Genomic DNA, 26,918 nt, shown 5'->3' on the forward strand with positions numbered 1-26,918 from the left:
AACCGTTTAATAGTTTTTCCTTCAAATAAATATACAATTACTTGCTAAATATGAAATCTAGATGTATAAACTTATTTTGTAATTCTGGTAAAGAAATTAACCGATTCCCTTCAGATTAATGTATTTGTCCCTTAAGTATGACAGTAACCCCTCAGGATCATATTCTTTTCCGAAGGACCTCCTCAATAAGGTCTTGGGTGGATAAGTAGCGCCGTATTTACAAATTAACTCTTTCAAAATCTCCTTTATCTCGTCGAACTTCCCTTGAGAAACTAAGTTGTAAAGGTTAGGAATCTTAAGGTAAAGCATTCCAGCCACAATATTACCTAGAGTATATGTAGGAAAATAGCCTATAGAGCCCTGAGACCAATGTATATCCTGCAGCACTCCTTCAGCATCGTTTTTAGGAGTAATGCCCAGATATTTCTCCATCATATCGTTCCAAAGGGAAGGTACTTCCTTCACCGTCATCTTTTCGTTTATTAGTCTCTTCTCAATCTCATACCTGATTGCAATATGGAAGTTGTAAGTAACTTCATCCGCGTCAACCCTTATAAGGCTCGGCCTTACAGTATTGAAATACTTGTAAATATCCTCATCGCTGTACTTACTTAAGAAGGGTAAGTTCTCCTTTAATGTCGGATATACAAGTTTTATAAATTGTATACTTCTACCAATAATATTCTCCCAAAATCTGGACTGAGACTCATGAATACCTGTTGATGCACCAGTAGCTATAGGTGTACCTTCAAATCTAGGGTTTATGAGGAGCTCGTAAATAGCATGTCCACTCTCGTGTATTACGGAAAACATCGTCTCCTTAAAGTCCTTTCCTTCATATCTTGTCGTAATCCTCACGTCGCTACCAGATATTCTAATTGTAAATGGATGAGCCGAGACGTCCAGTCTGAACTTGTCTGAAGGCATGTTAAGTAACTTTATCAAGAACTCGTTGACTTTCTTCATTCTTTCCGTTTCGTATTGAACATTCTCTAGTTCGTGACTTGAAGGGAAATATTGTGCCTCTTGAACCTTTTTAAGTATACCAGATACCTCGGGAAGAAGAGTGTTAAAGATTCTATCTCCATCTCCAGTGGTGAAGCCCTCCTCGTAAAGGTCTAGTAGAGCATCATAAGGTTGTTTTTCATAACCTAAGTAGTCGGCTATCTTCCTCGATAGGTCTAGTATCTTCTCTAGGTAGGGAGAAAAGAGGTTAAAATCGGACTTAGCCTTAGCATTTCTCCATATTACTACACTCTCATTTGTGGTCTTAGTGAATTCCTTTATTACCTCTATTGGGACTTTAGTATAGTATTTTATGCTCCTCCTCAATACTCTAACAATTCCCTTTTCTTCATCACTAAGCTTTTCCTCGTCTATTTTATCTAATTTTTCAGAAATCTTCAAGTAAACCTGTTTTTCCAGCTCATTAAATACGGAGAATACTTCACCCCTCGTAGAGGCATCAGCTTCCGGCATATAAGTTTCTGTGTCCCAGGCCATTAATGCTTCTGCATATCCGTATGCCCATAATTTCTTATATTCCTCTAATATCTCCTTAACATTATCAAACATATGTACCAAAATATTATATGAATTGGAGATATTTAGAGTAATGCTTTTTAAATTAAAGATATATCTATATTTTATGTTCGATGCACTAGGTAAGTTCATTGTTAACAAGTGGTATGTTGTTATCGCATTATGGGTCATTACGCTTGTCATCGCTGCGCCTCTATCTAGTCTATTCTTTAAGTCCGTTAGTTACAAAGTGACTATCTCCGTACCAGGTAGTACTTCAGAGAAAGCTGAAAGCATAGTGAGTAACTATTTCAACCTAAGCGGGGCTGCTGGCTCGAATGCCGTAATAATTGTGAGGGGGAATGTTACTCCTTACATTGGATATTTCGCAAACCTGACCAATCATGGAAACATATCCATTACCAACTATTTCTCGATAGAGAAATCTTTGCTCAATAAGACGTTGTATTCGTTAAATAAGGAGATAAGTAACCTTACAGACGTATTACAGAATATCACGAAGAGTGAAGCTAATGTCTCCAGTTTTCTCTTTAAAGTGAGGGAAAATATGACATCTGAAGTAAACAACCTCTTAAAACTTCATAATGCTACGCTAAAAGTGGAACAAGAGTTCGTTAACCTCTCCTACAAGATTAATTCGACTTCGGAACAACTTGTAGAGCTACATAACGCAATGATTCAAAACTATTCGACATTTGTTAAAATTCATGAAGGAGAAATACAAACTAATCAGACCGCTTATAACATTTCTAGATTCCTATACGTGCCGGTTTCTATTTTCTTAAATTACTGGGAGTATTACTATAATTTAACTCATAACGTTAGTGAGGCTAACTTTTACGCCTTTGAAAAGACTTATCCACTACTCAGCGGAAAAGAAGCAGAATACTTCTACTTGTTTTATCAGAAGTGGAGCTCATCACAACCTTTACCTGATCCATACGCTGTAGCACAACTAGTTGTGGAGAATGTAAGTGATGAAATTTTCAATTCTTCTCAGCTATTCTTCGTCAATTTCATGTTTAAGTATGTAAATCTGTCGAATTTCAATAATCCACTTTATGATGAAATTTTCACGATTTATTACTTCAATTACACATACAATGTACCTTTAAACTTGGCAAAATTACTTCTCTATAATACCCCTCAAACAGTCCTCTTCTTGGTCTACTCCGAAAAGACCGGAATACCTATAAATGTAATACAAGATGTGTTTTATGCTACTCCCTCAAATGTTAGTAAAGTCTCCTTATCTCTAATACTCTCCAAAGTAAACTCTACCAGTGAAAGAGAGTTCATCCAATGTGTTTACGAAAACCTAAGCGAAAACCCAAGTACCTTTGCGGTAAGATACGTAAGTGTCCATGCTAACGTTAGCTATGATATAGTAAGAGACTCACTTAACATAAATTCTACTTCAGATGCTGTCGCTTTCCTAGCTGAGGAAATATCTAACAAGACGGGTCTTCCTAGTTGGATGTTTTCTTCTCTTTATTATAAAGGTAATGTGAGTAACCTCTCAGCTTATTTAGTTTCACTTCACCTTAACAAACTGGAAAGCCTTCTTAAGGCCAGCAACTTAACCGCGAAACAACTTGCATTAAGGCTACTTAATAATACTGAGCCAAGACCCCTTGCTGTAACTTTGATTGTGAATTACATTAATTCGACCTCTCCCATAATAGTCCTAAACAAGACGTTGTTAATACAAGACTTATTACACAATTATACGTATTACCAAGTCCTGTTATCTGGAAAGTACCCAGTATATCTGAACATCAGTAATGAGCTTTACTCTAACGATACTCTATTACTTTTCTTAAAAGGGAACTTCACGTATAACGAAGCCAGCGATCTAGAGAAAATGATAGAAGGTCAGACCCACCTAAACTTAACATTAACAGGTTCGGAACCTATATCACAACAGCTTAAAGACGTCGCTTCAGTTGCCTATTCAACGGCTATACCAGTAGGTATAGCCCTTGCAATACTTTTAGCTGGTATCTACTTCAGGTCTTTCATTGCAGCCTTTATGCCGCTTACAATTTACTTCTCAGCGTTTTTCGTATCCTCTGTATTCCTTTACGTACTGGTGATTAAAGTTTTACATATAACGGTCAATTTCCTTACTCCGAGCGAAGTTTTATTGCTGTCACTGGGACTTGGCACAGACTATGTGGTGTTTATAGCTAGTAGGTATGTAGAAGAAAGAGAGAAGGGAGTTTCCAGTAAAGATGCTGTATACGAAGCAGTGAGGTGGGGAGGTAGGGCTGTAACAATAACAGCCCTCATAGTGATGCTATCGTTCTTCTTCATCTACATTTATCGTATCCCGTTCTTCTCTGACACTGCTATATCCGATATGCTCAGCGTCATAATTATATGGCTTGCTGCAATAACTTTGTTCCCTGCTATCTTAAGAGTCGCCGGTGATAGGCTGTTCTTCCCGAGAAGGTTTAATAAGAAGGAGGAGATTAAACCTAGAAGTTTGAAGAACCCGGGCAAAATTGTAGGACTTATCTCGGCTATAGTAATAGTGGCTTCTCTTTTCGCGTTATTCACACCTTTAACCCTTAACGTCTTAGCGCTCCTACCTCCTTCACAAGCTACGGAAGGTATTACATTCCTAAGCTCCTCTTTCACTTCTGCTAACGTGTTCCCGATCTATGTAGTGATACCCTATAACGGGTCTGGTAACTTCTCTCTTTCTGAATACAATTATTTTGTGAATATATACAAAAACCTTTCGAGTATACAGGGAGTAACAGCAGTAGACTCACCAGTATCTCCTTACGGCTATCTGGTAAACTATAGTAGTTTATCCTCTTATAATTATACGCAATATATATCTCACGGATACGCTCTCTTTATAGTAAACCAGAAATATCAGCCTTTCTCTCTTCAAGCATTTAACGTTGTAAAGCATGTGCTTAGCGTTGTAGGAAGCAGAGGGTATGTTGGTGGAGGCCCTGTGGACTCCTACAATATATATAACTTTGTCCAGTCCAATTTCTTCATAGTGTTAGGAGAGATCGCGTTCACGATGTTCGTGATACTTCTAGTAATGACGAGGAGTTTGTCAGTATCCTCTGTAATAATTTACGTAATATTGTCTGCTGTTGGGATAACACTGGGACTCGAGAGATTTATCTTTAACACTCTTTTGGGCTTTTCAATCTTCGCTGTTGTACCACTATTTCTCGTAGCGATCATCATAGGTATCGGAATGGACTATAACATATTTCTCATAGCCAGAATTCACGAGGAGTTAGAAAAGGGAAAGGACATGGACGATGCAATATCAACGTCTGTCGGAGCTTTAAGGCTCACTATTGCTTTCTTAGGTTTGATATTTGCAGGGACTTTAGGCTCACTTATGTTGGTTAACGCGTCTATTCTGCAGGAATTAGGCTTTGCATTTGCTGTAGCGGCGATCATGGAGACGACTGTATTGTGGGCTTACCTTGCTCCGTCTTTACTACTGATTTTGTACAAACGTTTCAAAATAAGGCCTAAACTCATTGTTTAACTGCCTCAACGCACACAAAAGAACCGGAATCTCCTTCCTTTATTTCGTCTATTTTTTCATCTTCATTAGGTGAGAAGAAAAGGGTAGACCTTATTGCCTTTATTTTCATCCCTTCTGAGGTAAACGCTTCGTAAAGCTCTCTTCTGCTCACGAAGTTAGCGTGAGAGTAATATTTGTGTCCCTTCCTTCCTAATGCTTCGTAGTATATTCCGAAAGGGGAATCTCTGGGTACGTAACATATGACAACCCTATCCTTACTAACTCTTTTCATTTCTCTCACTAGCTTTCTAGGATCTTCAACGAAACACACCGTAACAGAGGAGAAAACACAAGGAAAGGCATTGTCTCTAAAGGGTAATTGAAGTGCATCTCCCTGAACTCTATCTTCTTTTTCTGGTACGTTAATCAGCATAAATATTGAAATATCAAGTGAGATTACGTTCCCTTTAATCACCTCATGAAATATACCCGGCCCAGAGCCTACATCTAGGCAATCTTTCAAGTTGAAGGAGGATACAAGTTTCTTCTCACTCTCGTAACTCTTTTCATGGATTTTATACCACTTTGCATAACCTTCAGGATCATTGAATATTTCCATTTATTCCAATTCTAGTTTCAAGGGTAATAAATTGGTATTTAAATATATGGAAAAACTTTTTCGGTAAAAATCTAATTTAGTCCTTTTCCCGGAATTTATAATGTGCTGAATACTATTAAGGTGGGACTTAAACTTTTACCTCACGTCTTACGATTAAGGGATTACCGTTTGAGGACTTTGAAGGGAGAGAAAATAGACGAGGAGAAAATGTATAGAGATGCAGAGAAGTTTCTCAATATAATCGTGTCTCTAGGACCAGTGTTTATAAAATTCGGCCAAATTTTGTCAGTGCACTCTGATATATTACCAGAGCCCTACCTTAAAGTGCTTTCACGTCTGCAAGATGATGTACCTCCCGCACCCTGGGAAGAGGTATTTAAAATTATTAAGGAGGACTTGGGTGAGAAATTAGAAGAGTTTGAGATCAATCCTGAACCAATATCTTCTGCTAGTATTGGGCAGGTTTATTTGGCCAAGAGGAAAAGTGATGGTAAGACTGTAGTTATCAAGGTTAACAGACCTAGAATTAGGGAGATTGCTGAAGAGGATATAAAGATCATAAAATCACTACTACCCTACACTAAGTATTTAATTGACGAATCTTTTTATGAGAGCTTAAGGGCTATAGTTAACGACTTCAGTAGGCGAATTTTTGAGGAGATGGACTTCACGAAAGAAGAGTACTACATGAGGAAAATAAGAGAGGAATTGGCCGATTTCCCAGACGTAATTATTCCCACCCCTTATTTTTCCACAAAGAGAATACTTGTGATGGAATACATTAAGGGATATAAAGTAACCTCTGAAGAAGCTAAGAAAATAGTAAAACCATCAGAACTGGCTTATAGAATATTTAAGGCCTTCATGATAATGCTTCTTGAAAAAGAGTACTTCCACGCGGATCCCCATCCGGGCAATATAGCTGTAGATGATAATGGAAATTTGATCATTTACGACTTCGGAATGGTAGGGAAAATGGATCACGAAACTAGGCTAAGGCTTTTGAGGGCTTACGTAGCCTTAATACGTCTCGACGGTATAGGACTTGTAAAAGTTTTAGAAGAACTGGAGGCAATTCAACCTGAGGCTGATAGAGAGGTCTTGGCAAAAGGTATAGAATTATTTCTACAACAGTTTCAGGGAATTACGGCTGAGACCCTTGAAGTAGAACAGTTTCTCGAGGCTGCAAATGAGGTTTTTTATAGATTTCCCTTAAAGTTACCCGAAAAACTTACACTTTATATAAGGATGACTTCGATTTTAGGAAGTACGTGCCTTCAGATAGATCCAGACTTTAACTTCTTTCTCAACCTACAAAGACTGATAGAAGAGGAAGGTTTAGTCTTTGAGGCGATGCTGAGCGACTTCAGGAATACAGTCAATGCCGCAATACGTAAATTTAGATTGTCCATATTGGAAAAACCTATCATAGTTCAAAATAAGAGAAATAGAACTTATGTGAAGGCGATTTCAGTATCCTTAGTATTTGCAGGGCTAGTTTACTATTTGATCACTAAGGATTCTACGGTATCAATACTCCTTGGATTACTCGCCCTAGTTTTAGCAACGACCATAGACTGAAAATTATGCCTGGTACATACTCTTTACTTACGCGGAAAGAATACGTAAAGTTAAATCCTTACCTATTATTCTATCTTAATACTGGCTGTACCAGATATCGGTATCCTTATTGTAAGTACACCGTTTTCATATTTTCCAGCTATTTGAGCGTCTTTAGCCGGAGTAACGGGTAGCTTAATCTCTTTTCTCACATACTTCGGTCTTTGAGTAATGTATTTTACTCCAGGCTCGCTTATGTCTCTCTCCGCTTCTATTATTAGTTCGTTTTGTCCCGTAATCCTTGCCTTAATTTTCTCCTTGTTAAATCCAGCCATGTCGGCTACGACTACTAAATATCCTCCTTCCTCATACACGTCGACTGGTGGGTAGGCTATTTCGAATACGCTTCTACTTAGCTCTTCTGCTCTCTTCCCCAACTCCTTTCCTATGAAATAGGCAAAACTCATCTTTTTCACCTCTTACCTCCTCTTCTCCTCATTAATTGAGAAAGCAATTTAAATATCAGGTACCATCTGAGTAGACGTCCCATATAATCATTATCATTTTAGTGTTATTTATTTTTTTGTTTTGTAATTACTTAAAATCCTATCCTATGAGTATACGATAAAACTTAAGGTTATTACAAAATGACTTCAATTTGTGTTATGATATTATCATATAAAATCTAAGATTTAGTAATACACCCTGTTTTCATTTATAAATATTACGATATAAATAAATTAATCGCCTTGATAACAATTACTCTAAGTTCTGATAAATTTGCAGTACTCCATTTCTTACAAGAGCACAAGAGGGTATTAAGGTCATTTAGAAATATTACAATTACTAAAGATGAAAGAATTCTAATAAAAGATAGGGAATACCATTTAATTAAAAAGGAAGTAACACTGTTCGACGTAATTTATACACTTGCAAGACCCTCTATTCTCGGGAAGAATACTTTAGTGTTTAGATTTTCAGTACTACCTAAGAACTCAGGGTGTACAATATCGGTGTCAACAAAACCCGAGAAGTTCGAAAATGAGATAGACGAAAAGAAATTCATGGAAGAATTCAGCATTTTTCAAACAGAAGTCTTGGCGGTGGCTAAACCAATCCTTACAATGTCTGTGCCTCGTGACAAAATACCAGAGATTATTGAATTAGCAATTAGTAGGAGTTTAGGTAATATAATACTCCTTTGGTTCTCCTCTAAAGACTATAAATACGTTAGGGTTAAAGTAAAGAACGGAGAACTAGTAGAAAAAATCGGGGACTTTGAAGATATCTCAACAGATCCGGTTAACGTTATTGTTAAACAATTAGCTGAAACTTGATTCACTTTTTCCTTACGAAGATCAGTAATGCTCCCACAATAATCACAATAATTATACCTATGATAGCTATTTCAGGTGTTGATATACCGCTCGTAGAAGAGCTTGATGGTGCGATCATTACTTTACTGACGCTACTATTTCCTGGTGCTGAACTGGTTTGTGATGAGCTTGTCTGATTAGTACTCTGAGTATTTGAGGACTGTGTTGTTGACGCTTGTGGAGCTTGAGTTGAAGTTGTTTGTGAATAAACTATGAAATAGGTTGTGGTCGGATCGTCATATACAACTACCGTGTTATTTACCATGAAGTAATTAGATGAATTCAGCTCAATTACTTCTCCTGAAACTTCCTTATATACGGTTACGTTCCCTTGCATCATTAAGGTTACGTTAAACACAATACTTCCAGTTGAATTCACCATAACCTCCTGAGCCTGGTGCTGAACACCTTTGATCGTAACTATCGCGGGCTGTACTTGGATAGGCTTAACTACACTTACATTGACAGTCTGGTTGCTTTCAGTAACCACCACTACTTTCATGTTTCCAGATAGGTTTAGGTAGACCAGTGTACCTCCCTCAGTTCCATTAACGATAACCTTGTGGGACAAGCTAACTAGTGCAGTAGACATAACTTCACCATTATTACCTACTAACACTATGACCTCCTTTCCGTTAATATCTACGTCTCCATGACTCTCAACATGGATTTGTGGTACCCTAGCACCTTGGTATATTACGATCTTCTCCTCCCCGAAATACACGTTAGATGTAGATCCTCCTAAAAGTTTGGACTGAGTTCCATTAAAGCTCACCATGTGAACATACCCTAAAGCAGTTCCGTTAACTCCATAAAATTCTACAGTTTCGAAGTGGGCTTTTACATGGCCTATTAAACCCGATTGAGCAAATCCAAGACCTTCACCTTTCCAAATTAAAGAAGCCACTGTACTTCCGTTAAAGTACGATTGTGTGGGTGTTATATTCTCTTGACTCGCCATAAATAGCTGTCCGTTTATCTCCGTTGTGAAATTTAACGGCTGGTATCTTTTAGGTAAATTTATTTGTACTGTTAACTTTACTTCTGTCGTTAAGTTAGACGTAACACTTTGGATAGTATATAACTTCAGTGTAAGGTCTACAGTCTCTGGTTGTCCTACTTTAATAGTAACGGGGATGTTAGCTACCTCACTACCGTTGGCGAATTCTAGGTACACCGTTCCCGTCCCGTTTATATACGCAAAAGTGCTGACTTTAGTTGAGTTGAATCCAGACCATACGAGTGTAGAAGTTCCCGTCCCGTTTACTATAACCCCAATCAAGTTGGGAATGTTAGTTAACACTGTAAGGGTCATGTTGGGAAAAGCTTGTACTGTCAAATATCCGTTAACTGTGGAGAGTGAGTTTGAGAAGACAATCGTATATGTTGTTATGTTAGCGTATACGTCAAGTGTTCCTCCCACAGAACCTGTGTAATTAGCTCTTGCCGACTCCACTTTATATATAACTACTGAACCAGAGGCCAAAGGAATTGTATTTCCTACAAGACCGTTTTGGGCACTGTAGGAACTGTAATACCTCTCGTAGATCATGCTTACTTGTGCTTTAGATGATGAAGCATGAGAGAGCACTATATTAGGAGCGAGCAGTAGAGAGGCTAAAAAAGTGAATATTAAGGCATAAGCGAAAATTTTGTTTTTCCCTCTTTTTATAAATTCAGTTATCATCAATACCTAATAATTTGTTTCAACTATAAAAGGTTAATGAGAATATGAAGTTAATGTATTTTCTATGACTTGAATATTAAACTTTTCAACTTGTTTCATAGATTTTGGAACAGTCAAAGCTTTTCCACAAGTTCATTGATAGGGAAAAACACAGCGTTTTTCTAACTTCGTTCTAAAAGTTTATAACCTTTATGAATAATCGTAAATGGTGTTAGGGAAGTTAATTTTTCAAAACCTTCAAAAGTTTGGTTTTCCCTATCCTATAGACAAGTCAGTATGTACATCTTGGGCTAAGGACATCCCGAGGGGAGGAGAAACAATTATTTACACTTCGTGTATGTATCAGACTGCCTCCTTAAGTGATGTCTTCTCCAAATTCATTCCATATGCAGAAAAGCTTTCATCGTTATCAGCATTAGCTAAACTAATAAAACCCTCAAAGGAAGAAATTGAAAGGGCATATAGGATATTACAAAATATATCCTTAATGCTGAAGAGAAGAGGAGTTCAGTTCGGATACTTATATGAAGATGAACCGTATAGCGGTGCAATATTATTAGAGCTTGGCTATTTAGATGAGTTTGGTGAATACGCTAAGATTGTTACGGACTTCTTTAAGCAAAAAGGTATTAAGAGGATAATCACGGTAGATCCTCATACACATAACGCGTTGTTAAGGTATAAGGAATTCACGAATTTTGATATAGAGGTCGTAAGTTATTTCGAGCTTTTAGGTAACGTTAAAGCTAGAATTCAAGGCGAGATTGTAGTCCACGATTCTTGCTTGTATTCCAGGTTTTTAGGAAAGAGAGAAGTCTACAGATCTCTGTTAAATTCCTCAGGAGTGAAACTTGTTGAAGATGAGTTAGTTACCGGGAAAGACACTTCTTATTGTTGCGGAGGACCGATAAAGCCGGTGAACAGAGAGTTAAGCGAGAAAATTGCTAGGCTGAGAGTAGAGCAACTTAAAAGGTTGAGCGAGAACATAGTAGTAGTCTGTCCCATGTGTTATGCAAATTTATCTAAATATCACAAAATCCTCGACTTTGCTGAGGTGGTAGAATGAGTGAATGGGATATTGCAGTTGAAAGGACCATAAACAATAACGTGCCTAGAGTTTATAAAACACTATCCCAATACCCTTATATTCAAGACCTTGCAAAGGAGCTAAGAAAGGCTAAGCTAGAGGTTTTGAACAACCTACAAAAATACGTAGAACAAACCATGGAGTCGGTTAAGAGAATTGGAGGTAATGCATATTACGCAACTAACGTGTATGAAGCTAGAGAGATTATAGCGAAGATCGTGGGAAAGAACAAGATCGTAGTTCTTGGGAAATCCATGGTTGCTTACGAGATGGGGTTGAGGGAGTATTTAAAGGAACTAGGTAATGAAGTGTGGGAGACAGACTTAGGTGAGTTTTTAATACAATTAGCTAATGAGCCTCCCTCTCATATAATAGCTCCTGCCATCCATATGACTAGAGAGAGGGTTGTAAAGCTCCTCAGGGAGAAATTAGGAGTGGAGGTAAGTGAAAACGCGACGCACGAGGAGTTAGTAGCGATTGTAAGAAAGTTCCTTAGGGAGAAATTTGTTAGAGCCGATGTAGGTATAACGGGGGCTAATGCGATAGCCGCTGATACAGGCTCTATCATTCTTGTCGAAAATGAGGGAAATATAAGGATGTCCACTGTCTTACCCCCAGTTCATATCGCTGTGGCTGGGGTTGAAAAGATAGTACCTACATTTTACCACGCATTGTTAGAAGCTACGGTTCAAGCTGCCTATGCTGGTCTCTATCCACCTACATATATTAACCTAACCTCAGGTCCAAGTTCTACGGGAGATATCGAGATGAAAAGGGTTAGACCAGCTCACGGACCTAAAGAATTTCACTTAGTCCTCTTAGATAACGGCAGAGTTAAGATAAGCCAAGACGAAGTGTTAAAAGAGGCATTACTTTGTATAAGGTGCGGTAGATGTCACCTCCACTGCCCGGTCTACAGAGTTTTAGGAGTTAATTGGGGAGTTCCTCCTTTTACTGGGCCTATGGGGGCAATGTGGTCTTACATTGTTTACGGTGATACCAAACCGGCGACACTTTGTACCCATTCTGGGAACTGTAAAGAAGTCTGCCCTATGGGAATTAATATACCACGTGTTTTAGAAAAGATCAAGTGGATAGCGAATGACAAAGAGCGTAATAAGACATGAAAACGGTCTGCTAATAGAGCTCAACAAAAGAGGTATTGAAGCGATCTTGGTAAACGGAGAGGTCAGTTTAGGGGAATATGATGGTGTGGAGTTCAGGAAAAAACAAGTGAGTGAGGATAAGGTTGAGTTCGTCAGAAAAGTGGTTTCCGAAGTTAAGACAATGATGGAGAACTGCCCTCACGTAATAAGTATAATAATGTCCGACATGTTTTACGTGAAGTTTCTATTTAACGGTAAAGAAGTGGTAGCATTTGTTTCGGAAGATATGATAACCTTTAGTTCTGAAGGAGAAGTGGATGAGGAGTTAAAAGACGAAATCAAAAAATGTGTTGATAGGTTCAAAGAGGTAATTCTAAAAACGCAGAGTGGAAATGAGTGATTATGAAAAAGTGTCCTCGATGCGGATACGAGAATTCAGACACTGCAGTCTTCTGTGAAAAATGTCATTATCCCTTGCCGCTTACTCCGCCAAAACTTAATAAATGTCCTCGATGTGGTTATGAGAACCCTGAAGGAGTTATGTTCTGTGAAAAATGTCATTATCCTCTCTTTCAGATTCCAGTATCTAATGTTCAACAACAGCCAAAAGAGGAGGAGAAACCTAAAATAGTCCTCAAAAGCTCAGACTATATTATGCTCTTGATAGGGAGTGTGATCACGTCTTTCGCTATAGCTCTTTTCTTCTTGTTCTATCCAAATATGAAGATTCTTTATACGGTCTTTAATTTGATAGGAACTGTGTTTATTATAGTTCCATTTATTAAGGTAAATAAATTATATTGGTCTGCAGTTGTAGGAAGTATTGGAATATTCTTTCTGTCTCCTAATTCCTTAGTAGGAGTAGTAGGAGTAATTTTATTCTCCTTTGGAGGAGTCATAATCTCTACGGCTTTGAGGGAATTGTATTTAAACGTTAAAGACAACATAGTTCAATTCTCTTCATTACTTCTTTTGCTAGGTTATCTATTCGGTATGTTCGATCCAAACTTTTATATGGTAACTATTTCAGGCTACGCACTCTTAGCTATATATTCAGTCCAGCAAGCTTTTAAAAAGAATTCAAACCCAGGCTAAAAGTCCTTTGTTTTCTCCTCCTCTATATATTCCTTCAAATGAGATCGGGATCTCGAGCTCTTGCATTAAAGGGTGCTTCTTGATATAAAACCTATAACCCCACTTGCTACTAGATACCCTTACTATAACGTGCATTGAGTGGTGGTTAAAAGCCCCTCCCTGAGGCAGGCCATTAACTTCTCTTGTGAACACCCATACGTTTCTCCTAAGAGCTGAAGTAATTACAGTATAGTATTTTCTGTGAAAATATGGGTCAATAACTATTACCTCACCTTGAAAACTATCTATTGTAGGTTTTACGTCTTCTGCCTTGAAGGCCCTCCTTATAACTATTTCACCATAATTTCCAGTTATCCTTTGGAACTTCTTTACAAGAAAAGGATCAAACTTTCCGAACTCTTGTACGATCACTACATTTATTGGTGCTGAAGCTGCTACAGCCCTATGGGCTAGGAATAGAACGCTCTCCCAATCTCCGTAAAACTCAACTCTTTCATTGCCTTCAAGGATCTTATCAATATTTTCAATTCCTAGCCTCATATTTTTAACGCGTTTATTAAATAGTGAGGGAGTAAACTGAAATTATTGTAAAATTTTCAGTTAACTCTCCGTATTCATAATAAACAAACATACATACTTTTAGTAATCTTGGAGAGAGTAGGACTATGGGCAGGACACTTCCCTCACTCACGCAAGCAATAAAGGAGGAAACCGAGAGGTTAAGGAGAGTAGCGGAACGAGTCAGGGATGAGAGGTTAAGGGAGAAACTACTCAAAGCCCTTGATCACACTAGGGAGTTACAAGACGCGTTTTACGACGAGATAGCAGATCCTCAAGAGATAGTCCTCCTTACCCTGATCCTTTATATGTGTGGTGAAGATGACAAGAGGATACCTCATTGACGTTAAGCCGTTAAAGAGGAAACTGAAACTGGTATTCGAGAAGGGAGTTGAAGCTGAGATAAGTACTACTTTCCCTTTGTACTTAATTCTCGATAACCCTGAACCATTACTTGAACACCCTGCAGTTGAAAGGTTCGAAGAGGAGAGCTGGTACTTCCCGCCTGATTATAAAAAGAAGGGAACGGTTTATAGGATAGAGATCAATGACTTATCTTATTACCACGACATAGTGAAGAGAGCTAAAGAGAGACTTAGAGCTATCCACGTAAATACTTATCCTTCAGTGCTAACTCAAACACTTCTCAGGCTAAAAGCATATCCTATGTATCTAATCTCGGTAGAGAACGGTAGAGTAACTCTCTTAGAAGAAGAGGGATCTCTTTCAATGCCAGATTTGAAAATAGCTACGGTAGAGACGTATAGCTGGTACGGGTTAAGCGAGAATGGTGAAAAATACAAGTTGTACTTAAATGGAGAGGAGATTGATAGTGGTTATACTAAGGACTTTGAATATAATGAGTTTGTAGACATAGCTGAGTGTATGGGAGTTACTTGTAAGGGTTTCAGAAAAGTAACGGTTAGAATAGATCTGACTAAAGCATTCCTTAGGGCTAGGGGACTGATGGAGTGGAGTAAGCTTTCTAAGACTTTACTTAGGGAGATAAGATACAGTAAGATAGGTAAAGTAGTTACTACCAATGTCGCAATAAAGGCTTTGAGGAAGAAATACTTAATCCCAGACATTAAAGTTAACGTAGAAAAAGCGAAGACTTTAGACCAATTAGCTAGAGCTGACAAGGGTGGTTTGATACTCATACCTAAACCTGGTTGTTATAATGACGTATACCAGATGGACTTCTCCTCTTTTTACCCATCTATAATTATTAAGTATAATATATCTCAAGAAACAATAGACGAATGCGAAGACGTAAAGACAGATATAGGGCATTCCATTTGTTTCAAGAGAAGGGGAATAGTACCTGAAGCACTTGAGGAAATAGTAAATAGGAAAGAAGCACTCAAAAGAATTGACGAGGAGAGGGCTGAGGCTGTTAAGTGGGTATTAGTAGCTTCCTTTGGCTATTTAGGATATAGGCACTCCCGTTTCGGCAGGATAGAGGCTTATGAACTCGTCACTTACTTCTCTAGGAAGATCATGAGGAAGGCGATGAAGATAATTGAGAACAATGGTGGCAAGATACTTCATGCTATAGTAGACTCAATATTTTACCAAGGGGATAAAGATATCTCATATGAAGTAGAAAAAACTTTAGGTTTTAGGGTAAAGAGTGAGAAGTACAGCTGGGTGATCTTTACCCAGAGTAGGGGATATGGTGTTCCTACGAGATACGTTGCCAGATATCCTGACGGGAAGGTAAAGGTAAAGGGTTTGATAAGGGAGAATTTACCATTTGTCGTAAAGAGATTTCTGGAAGAATCTGTTAACATATTAGCTGAGGCTGAAACTTGCGAGCAAGTTAGGGAGAAAATTGTTGAAGTGGACTTAATGAAAGAGGAATTGTTAAGTAAATTAGAGCCTCAGGATTTCGTAATAAAAATTAAAGACAGAGTGTATTTAAGAGGGTCCTATGGATTTTATAATGCAGATCTGGGTTATAGTGGTGTTGATCTAAAGTATTATCGAGACTACGTGAACAGATGGGAAGAAATTTTACTATCCCCACTTTATATTATGAACGGATGATGAGCTTGACCGAGCTTGAAAAGGTGAAATAAGGCCAGCATCCTGACCTTGTTTACGAATTTTAAATTAGAAAAAGCGTTTATATTTTATCCATAACTTTATTAAATTAAGGAAAAATACACGCCAGTTTAATTTTATTTATCCTGTTTTTTAACTCATTATAAAAAGCATCAAATAAGAATCCGTAAGCAAGTAAAATTTTATAAGAGATTCAGTATTTCTTAATCTTAAAAAATTAAAAAAACTTTATTATTATAAATATTATAAGGAAGTAACTAAATATTTATTACGAGTCAATGAGTTAGTAATAAGATATGTTATCATTTACCGTCGTTTTTATATTCTATTTTCTTTAATTGGTCTAGCAATGTTTTCAATTCGTTCTTCTTAGCCTTTATCTGTTGTAAAACTTCAAGTGCTTGTTTCCCTTTTTGAGTTAGATAATATGAATTATCCTTCCTTATTAGATATCCTTTATTCTCTAACTCAGGTAAGTATTTTTTGGCTACTTCATATGTTATTCCTGCAGCATACATCAATCTAGTCTTGTTGATCCCGTCTTCTTTGCAGGCTGAAAGAATATCTGCAATTATGTCATATTTATCTCTCTTTCTCTTGTTAAACTCTATCACACGATAAATAAAAACAAACTTCTATTTAAAAATTTTTACCAGATTCAGTGCACGTAAATAACATATCAAATACCTTTTTTAGATTGATAATACTCTGAGTAGCTTAAAATGATAGAATCTTTTTGAACTAAACTAGTTTTAAATTAGTTTAGAATCTACTAAAAGTAAAATTAAAACATATTATTTTTAAAAAACTAGTATCAAAATTTACCATTAATAAATCTTTTTCTTTAGAACACTGGAAGTTAAACTCAGAAATTGGCTATGACCGTACTTTTATTATAAAATTGCTTATTGAGTATATACTTCAATTTCTGAGAAGAAAATTTATAAATTAAAATTAAGATATCAAGAAAAACTTCTATCTCTACGTAAAATTTTGAATAATTATTGAATTTTGTGTTCCATGCTTTTTTACCAAGAAGTCTATTTAAGCATTTCTAACTTAATCTATCGTCAACTCGATTTATACAGTGTTTTTCGGTGCTTTTCGTAAATCACGTTTTTCTTAAGGTAAAAATAGAATATGTAGTTTAAATAAAATTTAATAATAGCGCACCGATACTGATGTAATAAGATGCCCATAGAACCTTTAAGTGGAGAAAATAAAAGAATGCTTATGGTTTTCGGTATTAATTATGACGACCTTTCTGTTAGGAGGATATTAGTTCGTCTTATAGGAGATTATCAGAAGTTTTTCAGAAACATCATTCCTGAAAACGCGGAAGAGATAATTTTGTTCACATCACCTAGGATTAATGGAGAGGAAATCATGATGAGTTTAAACAATTCCTTCAAAGAGATTCCTATCTTTTTAATTCACTCAGACTCATTGTCTGAAGACGAGATAATAGTAATGACTAGATAGTAGTAACTTACTTAATTGATTATATTCTGAAATAAAAAGGAAGAATAAGATAATAGTATACATGGACTTTAATTTATCCGAAGAAGAAAAGCTACTAAAGGATAATATACATGAATTTTTACAGAAGAAATTAAGGCCCATAATGAGAACCATAGATCAAGAGGAGAGAATTCCAAGGGAATTTGTTAGAGAGGCTGGAAAGATGGGTATATGGGGAACAGTTTTTTCGAAAGACGTAGGGGGTTTGCAACTTCCCATGACTTCAGCAGTACTAATTGCTGAAGAACTTGGGTGGGCAGATTTTTCGCTTGCCACAGGGGTAATGTATGTTTTAGAGGAGGGATGGGGTTACGTTCTTGACAGATTGGGTAGTAGTGAGTTAAGGCAAGAAGTACTCCCTAAAGTTGTTGAGGGAGAATATTTCTTAGGAGTAGCATCTACGGAGCCTACTGGAGGAAGTGATGTAGCTTCGATTAGGACTCAAGCTATAAAGAAGGACGGGAATTACGTTATCAGGGGTCAGAAGATATACATAAGTGGGGCATTAGAGGCAAAGGAATGGGGAGGAGGTCATCTGGTTCTGGCAAAGACTAATCCCCAAGAAAAGCATAAAGGAATTTCGATAATTTATGTCCCTACTACGGACGAAAGAGTCAAGGTAACAAAGATAAACAATATGGGCAGAATGGGAATCTCAACGGCAATTGTTAACTATGAGGACGTAAGTGTTCCTCAGAAAAACTTGGTAGGAGAGGAGAACAAAGGGTTTTATCACGCAATGGAAGGGTTTAACCACGCTAGGGTTTTAGTTGCGGGAATTTGTTTAGGAGCTGCTAAAGCCATTCTTGATCAGGGTATTGAATACATTAAGAATAGAGAGGCGTTTGGGCAGAAACTTAAGGATTTTCAGGCTATTGCATTTGAGGCTGCAGAGTTATATACGCGTCTTGAAATGGCCAGACTTTTGACTTACAAGGCTGCATGGGCGTTAGACAAGGGCGTTAAAGATGCACATGTAATAGTTGCCATGGCTAAGTTAACGGCTCCACAAGTGGCCCTAGATATAGCTAAATCTGTGATGATGTGGATGGGAGGATATGGGTATAGTAAAGATGCTTTAATAGAAGCTGGCTTTAGGGGTATTGTAAGTTACCTAGTGGGTGCAGAGGGTGCAATGAACATAATGAAGCTGATAATTTCTAGGGGGATCCTCGCATAATTTACCTTTGTCGTTCTTATAAATTATTCCGGAATTAAAACTAGCGTGAAAAACTTCGTAGTTAAAGAATTTTTCTCGTTTAGAGTTTAGGTAGGGCTAATAGTTTTTTTAACCAACTTAAACTCATTACTTAACAACACGGCGTTAATTTTTTACTATTCCTAAATCAAATCCCATTCTGTTAACCTCATTTAAAGTATCTTTTACGGTCTTTATAAGTGAGTTAAATGATGCTTTGTACTCATTTACTAGGCTTAATAACAACTTTTCGAATCTACTTCCTTTTATATCAAGAATAAAAGTCTCTACTATTTTTGTTGTTTTTTCCACTTCCTTTTCAGTACTATTAATATATTCAAGGCTTGACCTTAAAGTCTTAATATAATCACTCGCTATCTGTCTTTTACTCTCGTCATCAAGACCTGAAGAAGATACGAGGGAGTAATAAAGTGTTTCTACTAACTTCTGAAACTTTCTAAATTCTGAGATCTCCCTTAAGAGTTTTAATCCTAATCTATAGATAGATATTTCATCCGAAGTAGTAAGCTGATTCACTGTAATTACTCTTCTCTTTAAGGCATCTATGTTATTCACAGTTTCGGTTAGTGAGATAGCTTCGTCAATCATGTGTTTGATTATCTTCATTAAACTCTTTAGTGAAGAATATATAGGGAAAACATTACCTATATCCTCTATTCTAAGTGTGTTCTTTATTGAATTTATGATCATTTCTATTTCATTCTCTAGTATTTCGTACTGTTGTTTTATCTTTAATATCTCCTCCTTTGTGTTTTCTATTGTATGATAAAGTTTAACCAGAGTTTCAATACTTCCCGAAAACTCGGGATACTGCATAAAAACTATACTACTGTAAAGTCTACCTAACAAAATTCCAGTAGAGGATAAGGTCTTATTATAGCTCACAAAAAGTTGTGTTAGCCTTTCGTTTATCTCTCTAACGAACTTAGTGTCGTCATTTCTCCAGCTCATAATATTAATACTATATAATCATGGAGATAATATTTGATAACTAGTGTTCCCTCAATAGAGATTGTTGAAAATTATATTTAATTCTAGAGGATTATTAAGGCTAAATTTCGTTTATTTTACCGGAATTATTAAAAATACTTTAATTCTATATCAACAATTAGTGAACATTTTATCACTTGTAATTATATACACTCTATTTCCTGCTTCAGATATCTTCTTTATTTCACGAAGAATTTCTGCCTTTTTCTCCTCAGTTTGATACTCCTCCGGGTATTCAATGATTACTATAGCATTCTTAGCCTTGGAAATCAAAGCCTTCAGGACAGCAAACGATAACGTAGAAGGATCCTTTACCTCAGTGTTATTCTTCAATACTCTACCCTCCTTAGTTAACTTTAATCCATCACCTAGGTCTCTATCACCTAGCTTCTTCAATTTATGTATTGTCATCCTACATTTCTCTGAGAACAGTTGAGCTTCTTCCTCACTATTGAGAGCGGAAAAAGAGGCTGAAAGAATAAAAGGCCTAGCATAAGGCACATAAATCAGTTCACTCACTCCCTCTTTCTTTATGAACTCCTCTCTGACGTCATATAGGAGAGGTTCTAAAATACTTTCAATGAGGGATTGGGATATGTCTGCTAGTTGTTGATGAATACCAATGGCTTTTTGATTTGTCTCCTTAGCAGTGACTACCAGTACTTTATTCAATTCGTCCGCACTTATCTCTCTGTTAAAACCCTTATTTTCCAACGGCAGTTTTATGTTTACTTCTGTATGTAAATTGCCACTGCTCACTTCCATTTTTGCGTCGAGGAAGAAGTTCCTTACACCCGTATACCGTGATAAATCAATGGAAATCGAGTTACTTGAGACATTTTCCAATTCGAAACCAGTGAACCGTCTGATCACGTCTGATACTCTAATATCAAACAGTAAAGGCTCTTTTAGCCTGATTACTCCATCTACAACAGTTAGCTCTAAGGTCGTGTTTAATGAATGTATTACAGACGGTAAGATATAGGAAGGATTAGCATTTCTGAACGCTAATTCTCTGTAAACTGATGCTACCTCAAATATCGTAAAGTAAAGCTTCCTTATTAAGTCTTCATACGCTCTTTCAAGTCTGAAATTTAACTCCCACGATACTTTCTTTTTGATATTCTCTAAACCTTCATCATCAAGGATTTTATACTTCTCGATTAAATCACTTAGGTCCTTATATCCGTAGAATACATGGCATGGCATAAAGTCTAGTTGTAATCGGTGTAAATAAAAAAGTGTTATGAAGTTCCTAACTCTTTGAAATAAGAATAAAATTGTCAAAATAGAATTGAGTAAGTATGTGGCGGTGGAAATATTACTTTTTGTCTTTCATGGTTATTCTACTGACTGAAACACTGATATCGTTGATAGTCCCTTCAACAGTTATTAATACTTTCGCTGAATTAGTTTTAGCGTTTTTAGTATGGTATCTACTATCTCCCTATCTAATGATATTAGCATTCAGAATTAAAGAGGTAAATGATGAAAACTTGTTAAGGCTAGCAAGCTATTCTGCCGCTCTCTTAGGTGTTAAACGTGTAAAAGTTTATGAAATTCAGTCAAATTATCTCAACGCTCTGGCTTTTGGTAACGTGTTCTTCAACGCCGTAGCATTGACTAAACCTTTAATTGAGGGTTTAAATGACAGAGAACTAGTTGCCGTTCTAGCTCATGAGTTTGCACATATAAAGAACAAAGATACGGAGATCCAGTGGTTTTACATCCTGGCAGTTAACATTGCGTACGCTTTACTATCATTTTACGTTTTCCCCTTAGGGCTATTTGCACTCGCTTTAGGAATAATAAGTATGTTCTATCTTCATAGATATTTGGAGAAAAAAGCTGATATCACCGCTGCAAGTACAACCCCGTGGTTGTCAGAGTACTTATCTTATGCTCTAATTAAAATCGCGTATCTCTCCACTACTCTACCGACGTCAATGCTTAAATATTTTCCCGAATTTCAGCTATTCTTCATTAAACAAAGTCTTATCGGAAGTAAGGAGAAGAAGAAATTCTTTTCCACACATCCCAGCCTAAGTGAAAGGTTAAGATATTTAGAGGACATATCGCGACGTTGGGGTAAAAGTTATTTTATATGAGCGTATCTACTCCAGTAAAGCTTACCCTCCTTTCTAATCTCTATAACCCTATGTAATGGTATGACATCTTCAGTGTCCTTTAGGTAAATGTATGTGTTGTCAACTCTCTCTATTCTTTCAAATGGTATTTCAGAACTCCCTTTAGCCCTATCCCTTATTACTAGGATGAACTTCGACTTTTCCTCCTCGCTCCATAGTACTCTGTTTATAACGTCCCTTATTCTCAAGCTAGACCACTAGAGATTTCTTTACTTATGCTTATAGCTTCAAGTTTAGAATCGTGTAGGATAGTTATAAAGTCCTTTAACACGTTAAATGATATGTAGAATAGACTTTTCGCTACTCTTTTTGAGTAGTTGTCTACTACCGAGATGTATGTTGGCAATATATCGCTTGTAATGTTACTAAATATCACTCCTATAGAACTATCTAAAACCGTCTGACTCGTGCTTTCAACCCTGAAAAAGCTCTGCACTCCACTAGGTATTTTGAGAATAGCATAATACGCATAACGTGTAGGTATGTCTTTTGGTTCCAATATTACTTGGTCAGTATCCTCTCTCTTGACGTAAATTTCGCTCTTTATCTCTAAAGGTCCTACAAGACAGAGACCTATTACGGAACTGCATTGAGTTTCTGAAATGAGTTCTAGTATTTCTGCGTCGGATAAGTCAGGAACACTGATAGATCCTATTAAATTTGCTATGCCCTTAGTCTTCTTTAGCTTTTTAGAATTCTCTAACCTCTTGACTACTCCTACTACATCTTTCCCCTTTATCAATTCCAGTCTTTCTTTAATTAGTGCTGCATACGCCCATCTGTGGGTTAATCTTCCCCAGTGCTTGATCTTGTCCTTTTCTTCTGGTATTCCGAATTGGAATGAATAGCTTAACTCAATAGGAGTAGGGAAAAGGGGACCGTCTAAGACTAGTAATTTCTCTTTTACTTGCCGTATGAGCACGTTTTCAGCCTCAAGCCTTAATTCGTCCGCAACATCGTCAAGATGATATAAGCTTTCCCTCTTAACCCCTTCTTTTGTCACCACGTCAACTTCATCTAGCGCAAACTCGTAACCTAATACATTATGAAAGGCTAAATCCGGAGAATTTAGAGAGCTCTTTAGTGTCCTAATGAGCTCGAGGTAAGACGCTATACCAAGATATCTCCCGCCTGCGTCAAATGGAAAGACTATCTTATCCCTCTCTGTAGAGTAAAGAGTGCCCCCTACAACAACAAGATCCAAGAAGGTAGTCCTAAGAATTTTACTTGAAGTATCAATTGAAGCAACTGAGCAGTCTGAAACATTAGGAGAGAACAAGTCAACCCTCTTTATCTTGTTGTCTAATAGTTCTAAACTCTCTTTATCTCCCAGTGATATCTTAGGAGTATAACTGGGTGTCATGTTCTTTATTTTTTCCTTGAACTTACTTACTTCAATTCCCAACCTCAGTAACTCTAATTGAATGTCAACTTCACTTTTAGACATTATTTCTACTATCTCGAGTAGGTTTTTAATTAATATTACGACGTGATGGTCTGAGAAGCTGAGGATAATTTAAGTTTTCCGCAAACGTCCATCTCCCTTATTTCGTTTGCACTGAGCTTTCCTATTTCTTCGCTCTTCCTTATTTCTGGTCTGCTCTCCGTATATTCGGACTTTAGAATAACCCACGCGTTTATTAGAGCTCTGTTTATCCAGTCGTCAAGGTTTATATCAAACGGGAAGTTTGTTTTTTCTAGAAATATTAACAAACTTTCCATTTCCCCGTTGTTGGCACTCCTCACGTGCCACTTTATTTTCCTACTCCCTACGTACTTTTCCCCTTTTCCGGGGATTAATACCATTCCCATAGCCCCTTTTACCCTATAAGTCGACGTATCTACACTGTCAGCGTTGTAGAACACTCTCCTCATAAAGGGTGAACCAGCTCCCATAACGTGTAATTTCTTTACCTTATTCCTAAGGTAATGGTAAATTGCTATTACTGTAGTCCTACCAACCCCCCTATGGAGGAGGGGTGGAACTACACCACCATATGCGATGAGCTTCGGGGGATGGGAACTGTAAAAGTCTAAGGCTTTGTCAATATGATCGAAAGGGTAAGCGTGGATGACGGGGATCACATCGAGTTCAGCTTCGTAAAGTTTCAAGTAGTACTCAAAGGTCTCCTTTGCCGGTGGGTTACAAACTGGTGTAGGGATGTCAAGAGATATAAAGTAGTCTCCTTTTACTTGTTTATACTTGTTGATTACTTCTTTCACGTCAATTTTGATCCCCTTCTTCATTATTTGATATCCTCCGCTGTCGACCCACGTTTCATTCTTCCAAGTCCTCTCAATTGTCCGTAACTGGTTAATCATAACTGGTGTACCAAGTTCCCAAATTGGAATCCTATCGTCAGGCATCCCAAGTATTACTTTCATTAAGAGAAATAACAGTAATACCAGGTTATAAAGTACTACTGAAGGTATTATAAAACCAAATAGCTTAGTATTATTTTAAAACCTCTATACGGTAAGACGGCGTCTTAACTTTAGAAGTTTATCGGCTGAGAGTTAAATCCACTGGTATTATGATAAAACTAAACTGGGTAGTCTAACTGTCACTCTATTTATAATCCTCAGCTAGTTTAAGAGCCTTTAGTGCTGCCTCTTTTACACTCCTGAAGGCTAGTCTTCCGTAAGGTATTAGTTCGACCTTGACTCCTGATAATCTTGAAGCTTCACTTAACACGTGATAGTGGTGTTTTGGTAATACTGCTATTATGTGTTTGTGATAAGGTGTGATTGCCTTTAATGCGGTAGTTAAAAGTTGGATAAATTCTTCCCTCTCCTCTTTAGTCATCTTTGAAGGAGGGTAATCGTAATCGTTAAATGGGTAGCAGTCTTCAAATTCTCTAGGCACTAATAGCATGGGTTCTGAAACGCTGTATAACTGTACTTTGTCTTTGACTATGCTTTCAGCTATTATATGTGTGGGGGAGTTATGGTAAGGTTTTTTCTCTGTGCATGGTAGGAGTAGGGCTATTTTCTTTTTTGACCTCCACTTTGTGAACAAGTAGTTATGCCATTCTACTACAGAAGGGTGTTTAAAGGGGTCAACACCATCCTCCTTAACTACTCTCCCACGATATGTTATTGGTGGGCAAGACACATCCTAGTTATTGTACAAATGAGGTTAAAAATAAAAGTCTAGATAGAGAACATTTGGATCTCGTCAAAACTAGCACTCTCTAACAGTATCCCGGAGTGGAACTTTGCCAATAAATACCTAATAAACTCCAACGAGTCGTAAGGTATTGTAAACTCCTCTCCTCCACTAACGAAAACACTTATGGTCTTCTTTATGTGGTCTACAAAGAGAATGAAATCTCTCCAGTCCAATTTGCTGACTAACTCCCTTAGTTTCATTGTGCCTAGTAACAACGTTCCGTAATTGTCCACTAATTCTGATAGGGTGAACCCTTCTACGTCGTAAACTATCATAGGTTTTGCAAAACTTAACTCTGCATTTTCAGGGATATCCTTGTCTTTTTTGACCTCCTTAATCCTCTTACCGTCGTAAAGGAATTTCTTATCTGGGGTGATGAACACTATTATGACCATAGGATAACATTTTAGAAATTATGAAATTTAAGCATTACTCATGAAAAATAATGAATATAGATTATCTATATATACTATTTTACTATATAATGTCTATATAGTCATATATAGTATATATAATGAAGTGTGTAATCACAATCGCTTAATTACAAAAAAGTATAATTAAAAATGAGGTATTTTCACATACATTATTCATTAATATCCACTGACGAATCGAGATTAGCTATGAAAAAGAACTTGGCTCAGGTAATAATGTTGATCCTCTTGGTAATAGCAATAATTATTGCTGTGGATATGTGGAGCATACCGGCTACTGGCTATTACTCTAACTTATTTGGCGTGGATCTAGGGTTGTTATTCTTAATAGCGGGTGAGGAGTTCTCGCTTTACCATTACATAGTTTATAAAAAGCCCGTAGAACCGGAGGAGTGATAAAAATGATTAATGTAGGTTTTTATTATAAAGTTAAAAGTGGTCACGAGAAAGAGTTCGAAGAGACGTTTAAGCATGTTGCTGAGTACTTGAAATCTTTCCAAGGTTTCAAAGGTGCCAAGCTTTACAAGAGTGTTGACGATCCTTCTGAATACCTGATATACAGTGAATGGAAGAGTCTTGATGCCTTTAGAAAATTCATAGAGAGTCAAGCTTATAGGGAGACTATAAATTACGGAAAGAGTATAATGGAAGGTAGGCCTCACCACAAGGTCTTCCAAGAAGTAAATAGCTTTTTTTAAAAATTTTTTGAAATCTGTCTATTTTATAACTGAAGTTAGGCACTAAAATTTTTTAATGCCTTTAGTTTAAGACTTCTTTCTATCAGTTCAGTTTAATATCGTGAGTTTGTAGATCATTTGAAATTATTTTTAATTAATGATAATAAACTCTTTAGAGTTATCATGTTACCTAGTTGAATAATTTTCATTCTTCTAACAAAAAGACTTTACGAAAATTGAAGTTATAAAAAAAGTTTACCTTGAGATAATAATTAAATCTGTGATCTCATTATTTCTTTTGGCTACCAGACTGACCTGACTGACCAGATTGACCTTCTGTCTTCTTCCCTTTCTTAGCCATACGGGTCTATTATATTTCTTGATAGACAAGTTATTAAGCTAATCTACCGTTAAACTTGATAAATATTTACGCAAAATGTAACATAAATTAAAAGATATTGATGTAAATTCTATTAATTAAGAATTAAACATTTGATGAAATATATTCCTTCAATAGATGTAAAATGTTTCCCCATCCCTTAAAATTCGAGGTAGG

Annotated in this window: 26 protein-coding genes and 1 pseudogene; 14 read left to right on the forward strand and 13 right to left on the reverse strand. The window is 36.9% G+C overall.

The window, feature by feature from the left end:
- Window positions 1-96: 96 nt before the first annotated feature.
- Complete coding sequence (locus D1868_RS05710) at window positions 97-1,575, reverse strand: carboxypeptidase M32 (RefSeq protein ID WP_156006407.1); 1,479 nt, start codon at window positions 1,573-1,575, stop codon at window positions 97-99.
- A 73-nt stretch (window positions 1,576-1,648) separates the two neighbouring features.
- Between D1868_RS05710 and D1868_RS05715 the strand changes: the two genes are divergently transcribed.
- Window positions 1,649-5,071 carry an MMPL family transporter gene (locus D1868_RS05715; protein ID WP_156006409.1) on the forward strand — a complete coding sequence of 1,141 codons (3,423 nt, stop codon included), beginning with the start codon at window positions 1,649-1,651 and terminating at the stop codon, window positions 5,069-5,071.
- Here D1868_RS05715 and D1868_RS05720 read toward each other — a convergent pair.
- Complete coding sequence (locus D1868_RS05720) at window positions 5,061-5,669, reverse strand: class I SAM-dependent methyltransferase (RefSeq protein WP_156006411.1); 609 nt, start codon at window positions 5,667-5,669, stop codon at window positions 5,061-5,063. The two genes, D1868_RS05715 and D1868_RS05720, sit on opposite strands and share 11 nt — an antisense overlap.
- Window positions 5,670-5,771: 102 nt before the next feature.
- Here D1868_RS05720 and D1868_RS05725 point away from each other — a divergent pair, with 102 nt between their 5' ends.
- Complete coding sequence (locus D1868_RS05725) at window positions 5,772-7,250, forward strand: ABC1 kinase family protein (protein ID WP_156006413.1); 1,479 nt, start codon at window positions 5,772-5,774, stop codon at window positions 7,248-7,250.
- Between the two features lie 65 nt (window positions 7,251-7,315).
- Here D1868_RS05725 and hsp14 read toward each other — a convergent pair whose 3' ends face one another.
- The gene (gene hsp14 / locus D1868_RS05730) at window positions 7,316-7,696 is read right to left on the reverse strand and encodes an archaeal heat shock protein Hsp14 (protein WP_156006415.1); all 381 of its coding nucleotides are present in this window, start codon (window positions 7,694-7,696) and stop codon (window positions 7,316-7,318) included.
- 282 nt (window positions 7,697-7,978) lie between these two features.
- On the opposite strand from hsp14, the gene D1868_RS05735 reads away from it, so the two are divergent.
- Window positions 7,979-8,566 (forward strand): hypothetical protein, encoded by a 588-nt coding sequence (locus tag D1868_RS05735; RefSeq protein WP_156006417.1) that lies wholly within the window; start codon window positions 7,979-7,981, stop codon window positions 8,564-8,566.
- A 1-nt stretch (window position 8,567) separates the two neighbouring features.
- On the opposite strand, the gene D1868_RS05740 is transcribed toward D1868_RS05735, so the two are convergent.
- Complete coding sequence (locus tag D1868_RS05740; RefSeq protein ID WP_156006419.1) at window positions 8,568-10,292, reverse strand: hypothetical protein; 1,725 nt, start codon at window positions 10,290-10,292, stop codon at window positions 8,568-8,570.
- Window positions 10,293-10,500: 208 nt separating this feature from the next.
- Between D1868_RS05740 and D1868_RS05745 the strand changes: the two genes are divergently transcribed.
- The 4 genes from D1868_RS05745 to D1868_RS05760 are packed head-to-tail and all read left to right on the forward strand — an operon-like array spanning window position 10,501 to window position 13,580.
- On the forward strand, window positions 10,501-11,358 hold the full coding sequence (locus D1868_RS05745; RefSeq protein WP_156006421.1) for a heterodisulfide reductase-related iron-sulfur binding cluster: 858 nt from the start codon (window positions 10,501-10,503) through the stop codon (window positions 11,356-11,358).
- Window positions 11,355-12,506 carry an LUD domain-containing protein gene (locus D1868_RS05750; protein ID WP_156006422.1) on the forward strand — a complete coding sequence of 384 codons (1,152 nt, stop codon included), beginning with the start codon at window positions 11,355-11,357 and terminating at the stop codon, window positions 12,504-12,506. Before D1868_RS05745 ends, D1868_RS05750 begins: the two co-directional genes overlap by 4 nt.
- Window positions 12,481-12,885 (forward strand): hypothetical protein, encoded by a 405-nt coding sequence (locus tag D1868_RS05755; RefSeq protein WP_156006424.1) that lies wholly within the window; start codon window positions 12,481-12,483, stop codon window positions 12,883-12,885. Before D1868_RS05750 ends, D1868_RS05755 begins: the two co-directional genes overlap by 26 nt.
- Window positions 12,886-12,887: 2 nt before the next feature.
- Window positions 12,888-13,580, forward strand: a complete 693-nt coding sequence (locus D1868_RS05760) for a zinc ribbon domain-containing protein (protein WP_156006426.1) — start codon at window positions 12,888-12,890, stop codon at window positions 13,578-13,580.
- On the opposite strand, the gene D1868_RS05765 is transcribed toward D1868_RS05760, so the two are convergent.
- Window positions 13,566-14,120 carry a hypothetical protein gene (locus D1868_RS05765; protein ID WP_156006428.1) on the reverse strand — a complete coding sequence of 185 codons (555 nt, stop codon included), beginning with the start codon at window positions 14,118-14,120 and terminating at the stop codon, window positions 13,566-13,568. The genes D1868_RS05760 and D1868_RS05765 overlap by 15 nt on opposite strands.
- A 125-nt stretch (window positions 14,121-14,245) precedes the next feature.
- Between D1868_RS05765 and D1868_RS05770 the strand changes: the two genes are divergently transcribed.
- Together D1868_RS05770 and D1868_RS05775 are read left to right on the forward strand one after the other, a co-directional pair.
- Entirely contained in the window at window positions 14,246-14,482 is a 237-nt protein-coding gene (locus tag D1868_RS05770; RefSeq protein ID WP_156006430.1) for a DNA polymerase II, read from the forward strand.
- Window positions 14,460-16,187, forward strand: a complete 1,728-nt coding sequence (locus D1868_RS05775; RefSeq protein WP_156006432.1) for a DNA polymerase domain-containing protein — start codon at window positions 14,460-14,462, stop codon at window positions 16,185-16,187. Before D1868_RS05770 ends, D1868_RS05775 begins: the two co-directional genes overlap by 23 nt.
- A gap of 320 nt (window positions 16,188-16,507) precedes the next feature.
- On the opposite strand, the gene D1868_RS05780 is transcribed toward D1868_RS05775, so the two are convergent.
- Entirely contained in the window at window positions 16,508-16,819 is a 312-nt protein-coding gene (locus tag D1868_RS05780; RefSeq protein ID WP_196770205.1) for an Sso10a family chromatin protein, read from the reverse strand.
- Window positions 16,820-17,396: 577 nt separating this feature from the next.
- Between D1868_RS05780 and D1868_RS05785 the strand changes: the two genes are divergently transcribed.
- Window positions 17,397-17,687, forward strand: coding sequence for a DUF4898 domain-containing protein (locus D1868_RS05785; protein ID WP_156006436.1), 291 nt, complete (start codon window positions 17,397-17,399; stop codon window positions 17,685-17,687).
- A gap of 61 nt (window positions 17,688-17,748) precedes the next feature.
- Window positions 17,749-18,906: an acyl-CoA dehydrogenase family protein gene (locus D1868_RS05790; protein ID WP_156006438.1), complete on the forward strand. Its 1,158-nt coding sequence runs from the start codon at window positions 17,749-17,751 to the stop codon at window positions 18,904-18,906.
- Between the two features lie 144 nt (window positions 18,907-19,050).
- On the opposite strand, the gene D1868_RS05795 is transcribed toward D1868_RS05790, so the two are convergent.
- Window positions 19,051-19,896 carry a hypothetical protein gene (locus tag D1868_RS05795; protein ID WP_156006440.1) on the reverse strand — a complete coding sequence of 282 codons (846 nt, stop codon included), beginning with the start codon at window positions 19,894-19,896 and terminating at the stop codon, window positions 19,051-19,053.
- A 150-nt stretch (window positions 19,897-20,046) separates the two neighbouring features.
- Complete coding sequence (locus tag D1868_RS05800; RefSeq protein ID WP_156006442.1) at window positions 20,047-21,144, reverse strand: hypothetical protein; 1,098 nt, start codon at window positions 21,142-21,144, stop codon at window positions 20,047-20,049.
- Window positions 21,145-21,239: 95 nt separating this feature from the next.
- On the opposite strand from D1868_RS05800, the gene D1868_RS05805 reads away from it, so the two are divergent.
- Window positions 21,240-22,043 carry a M48 family metallopeptidase gene (locus tag D1868_RS05805; protein ID WP_156006444.1) on the forward strand — a complete coding sequence of 268 codons (804 nt, stop codon included), beginning with the start codon at window positions 21,240-21,242 and terminating at the stop codon, window positions 22,041-22,043.
- Here the strand turns inward: D1868_RS05805 and D1868_RS05810 are convergent.
- From D1868_RS05810 to D1868_RS05830, 5 genes are all read right to left on the reverse strand, one after another.
- Entirely contained in the window at window positions 22,031-22,270 is a 240-nt protein-coding gene (locus D1868_RS05810) for a DUF504 domain-containing protein (protein WP_156006446.1), read from the reverse strand. The two genes, D1868_RS05805 and D1868_RS05810, sit on opposite strands and share 13 nt — an antisense overlap.
- Window positions 22,267-23,529 (reverse strand): DNA double-strand break repair nuclease NurA, encoded by a 1,263-nt coding sequence (locus D1868_RS05815; protein WP_156006448.1) that lies wholly within the window; start codon window positions 23,527-23,529, stop codon window positions 22,267-22,269. The genes D1868_RS05810 and D1868_RS05815 overlap by 4 nt, the downstream gene beginning before the upstream one ends.
- Window positions 23,530-23,564: 35 nt before the next feature.
- Window positions 23,565-24,467: a tRNA guanosine transglycosylase family protein gene (locus D1868_RS05820; protein ID WP_156006450.1), complete on the reverse strand. Its 903-nt coding sequence runs from the start codon at window positions 24,465-24,467 to the stop codon at window positions 23,565-23,567.
- Between the two features lie 184 nt (window positions 24,468-24,651).
- A complete protein-coding gene (locus D1868_RS05825) occupies window positions 24,652-25,197 on the reverse strand; it encodes a DUF5591 domain-containing protein (RefSeq protein ID WP_156006452.1) in 546 nt (181 codons plus the stop codon).
- Window positions 25,198-25,235: 38 nt separating this feature from the next.
- Window positions 25,236-25,649, reverse strand: coding sequence for a hypothetical protein (locus D1868_RS05830; protein WP_156006454.1), 414 nt, complete (start codon window positions 25,647-25,649; stop codon window positions 25,236-25,238).
- A gap of 228 nt (window positions 25,650-25,877) precedes the next feature.
- Between D1868_RS05830 and D1868_RS05835 the strand changes: the two are divergent.
- Both D1868_RS05835 and D1868_RS05840 read left to right on the forward strand, forming a co-directional pair.
- Window positions 25,878-26,081, forward strand: a pseudogene (locus D1868_RS05835) (cytochrome bc complex cytochrome b subunit); the annotation flags it as partial.
- 5 nt (window positions 26,082-26,086) lie between these two features.
- Window positions 26,087-26,383 (forward strand): antibiotic biosynthesis monooxygenase family protein, encoded by a 297-nt coding sequence (locus D1868_RS05840; protein WP_156006456.1) that lies wholly within the window; start codon window positions 26,087-26,089, stop codon window positions 26,381-26,383.
- The last annotated feature ends 535 nt before the right edge of the window (window positions 26,384-26,918 follow it).

Source organism: Stygiolobus azoricus (genome assembly GCF_009729035.1).
Lineage (GTDB): Archaea > Thermoproteota > Thermoprotei_A > Sulfolobales > Sulfolobaceae > Stygiolobus > Stygiolobus azoricus.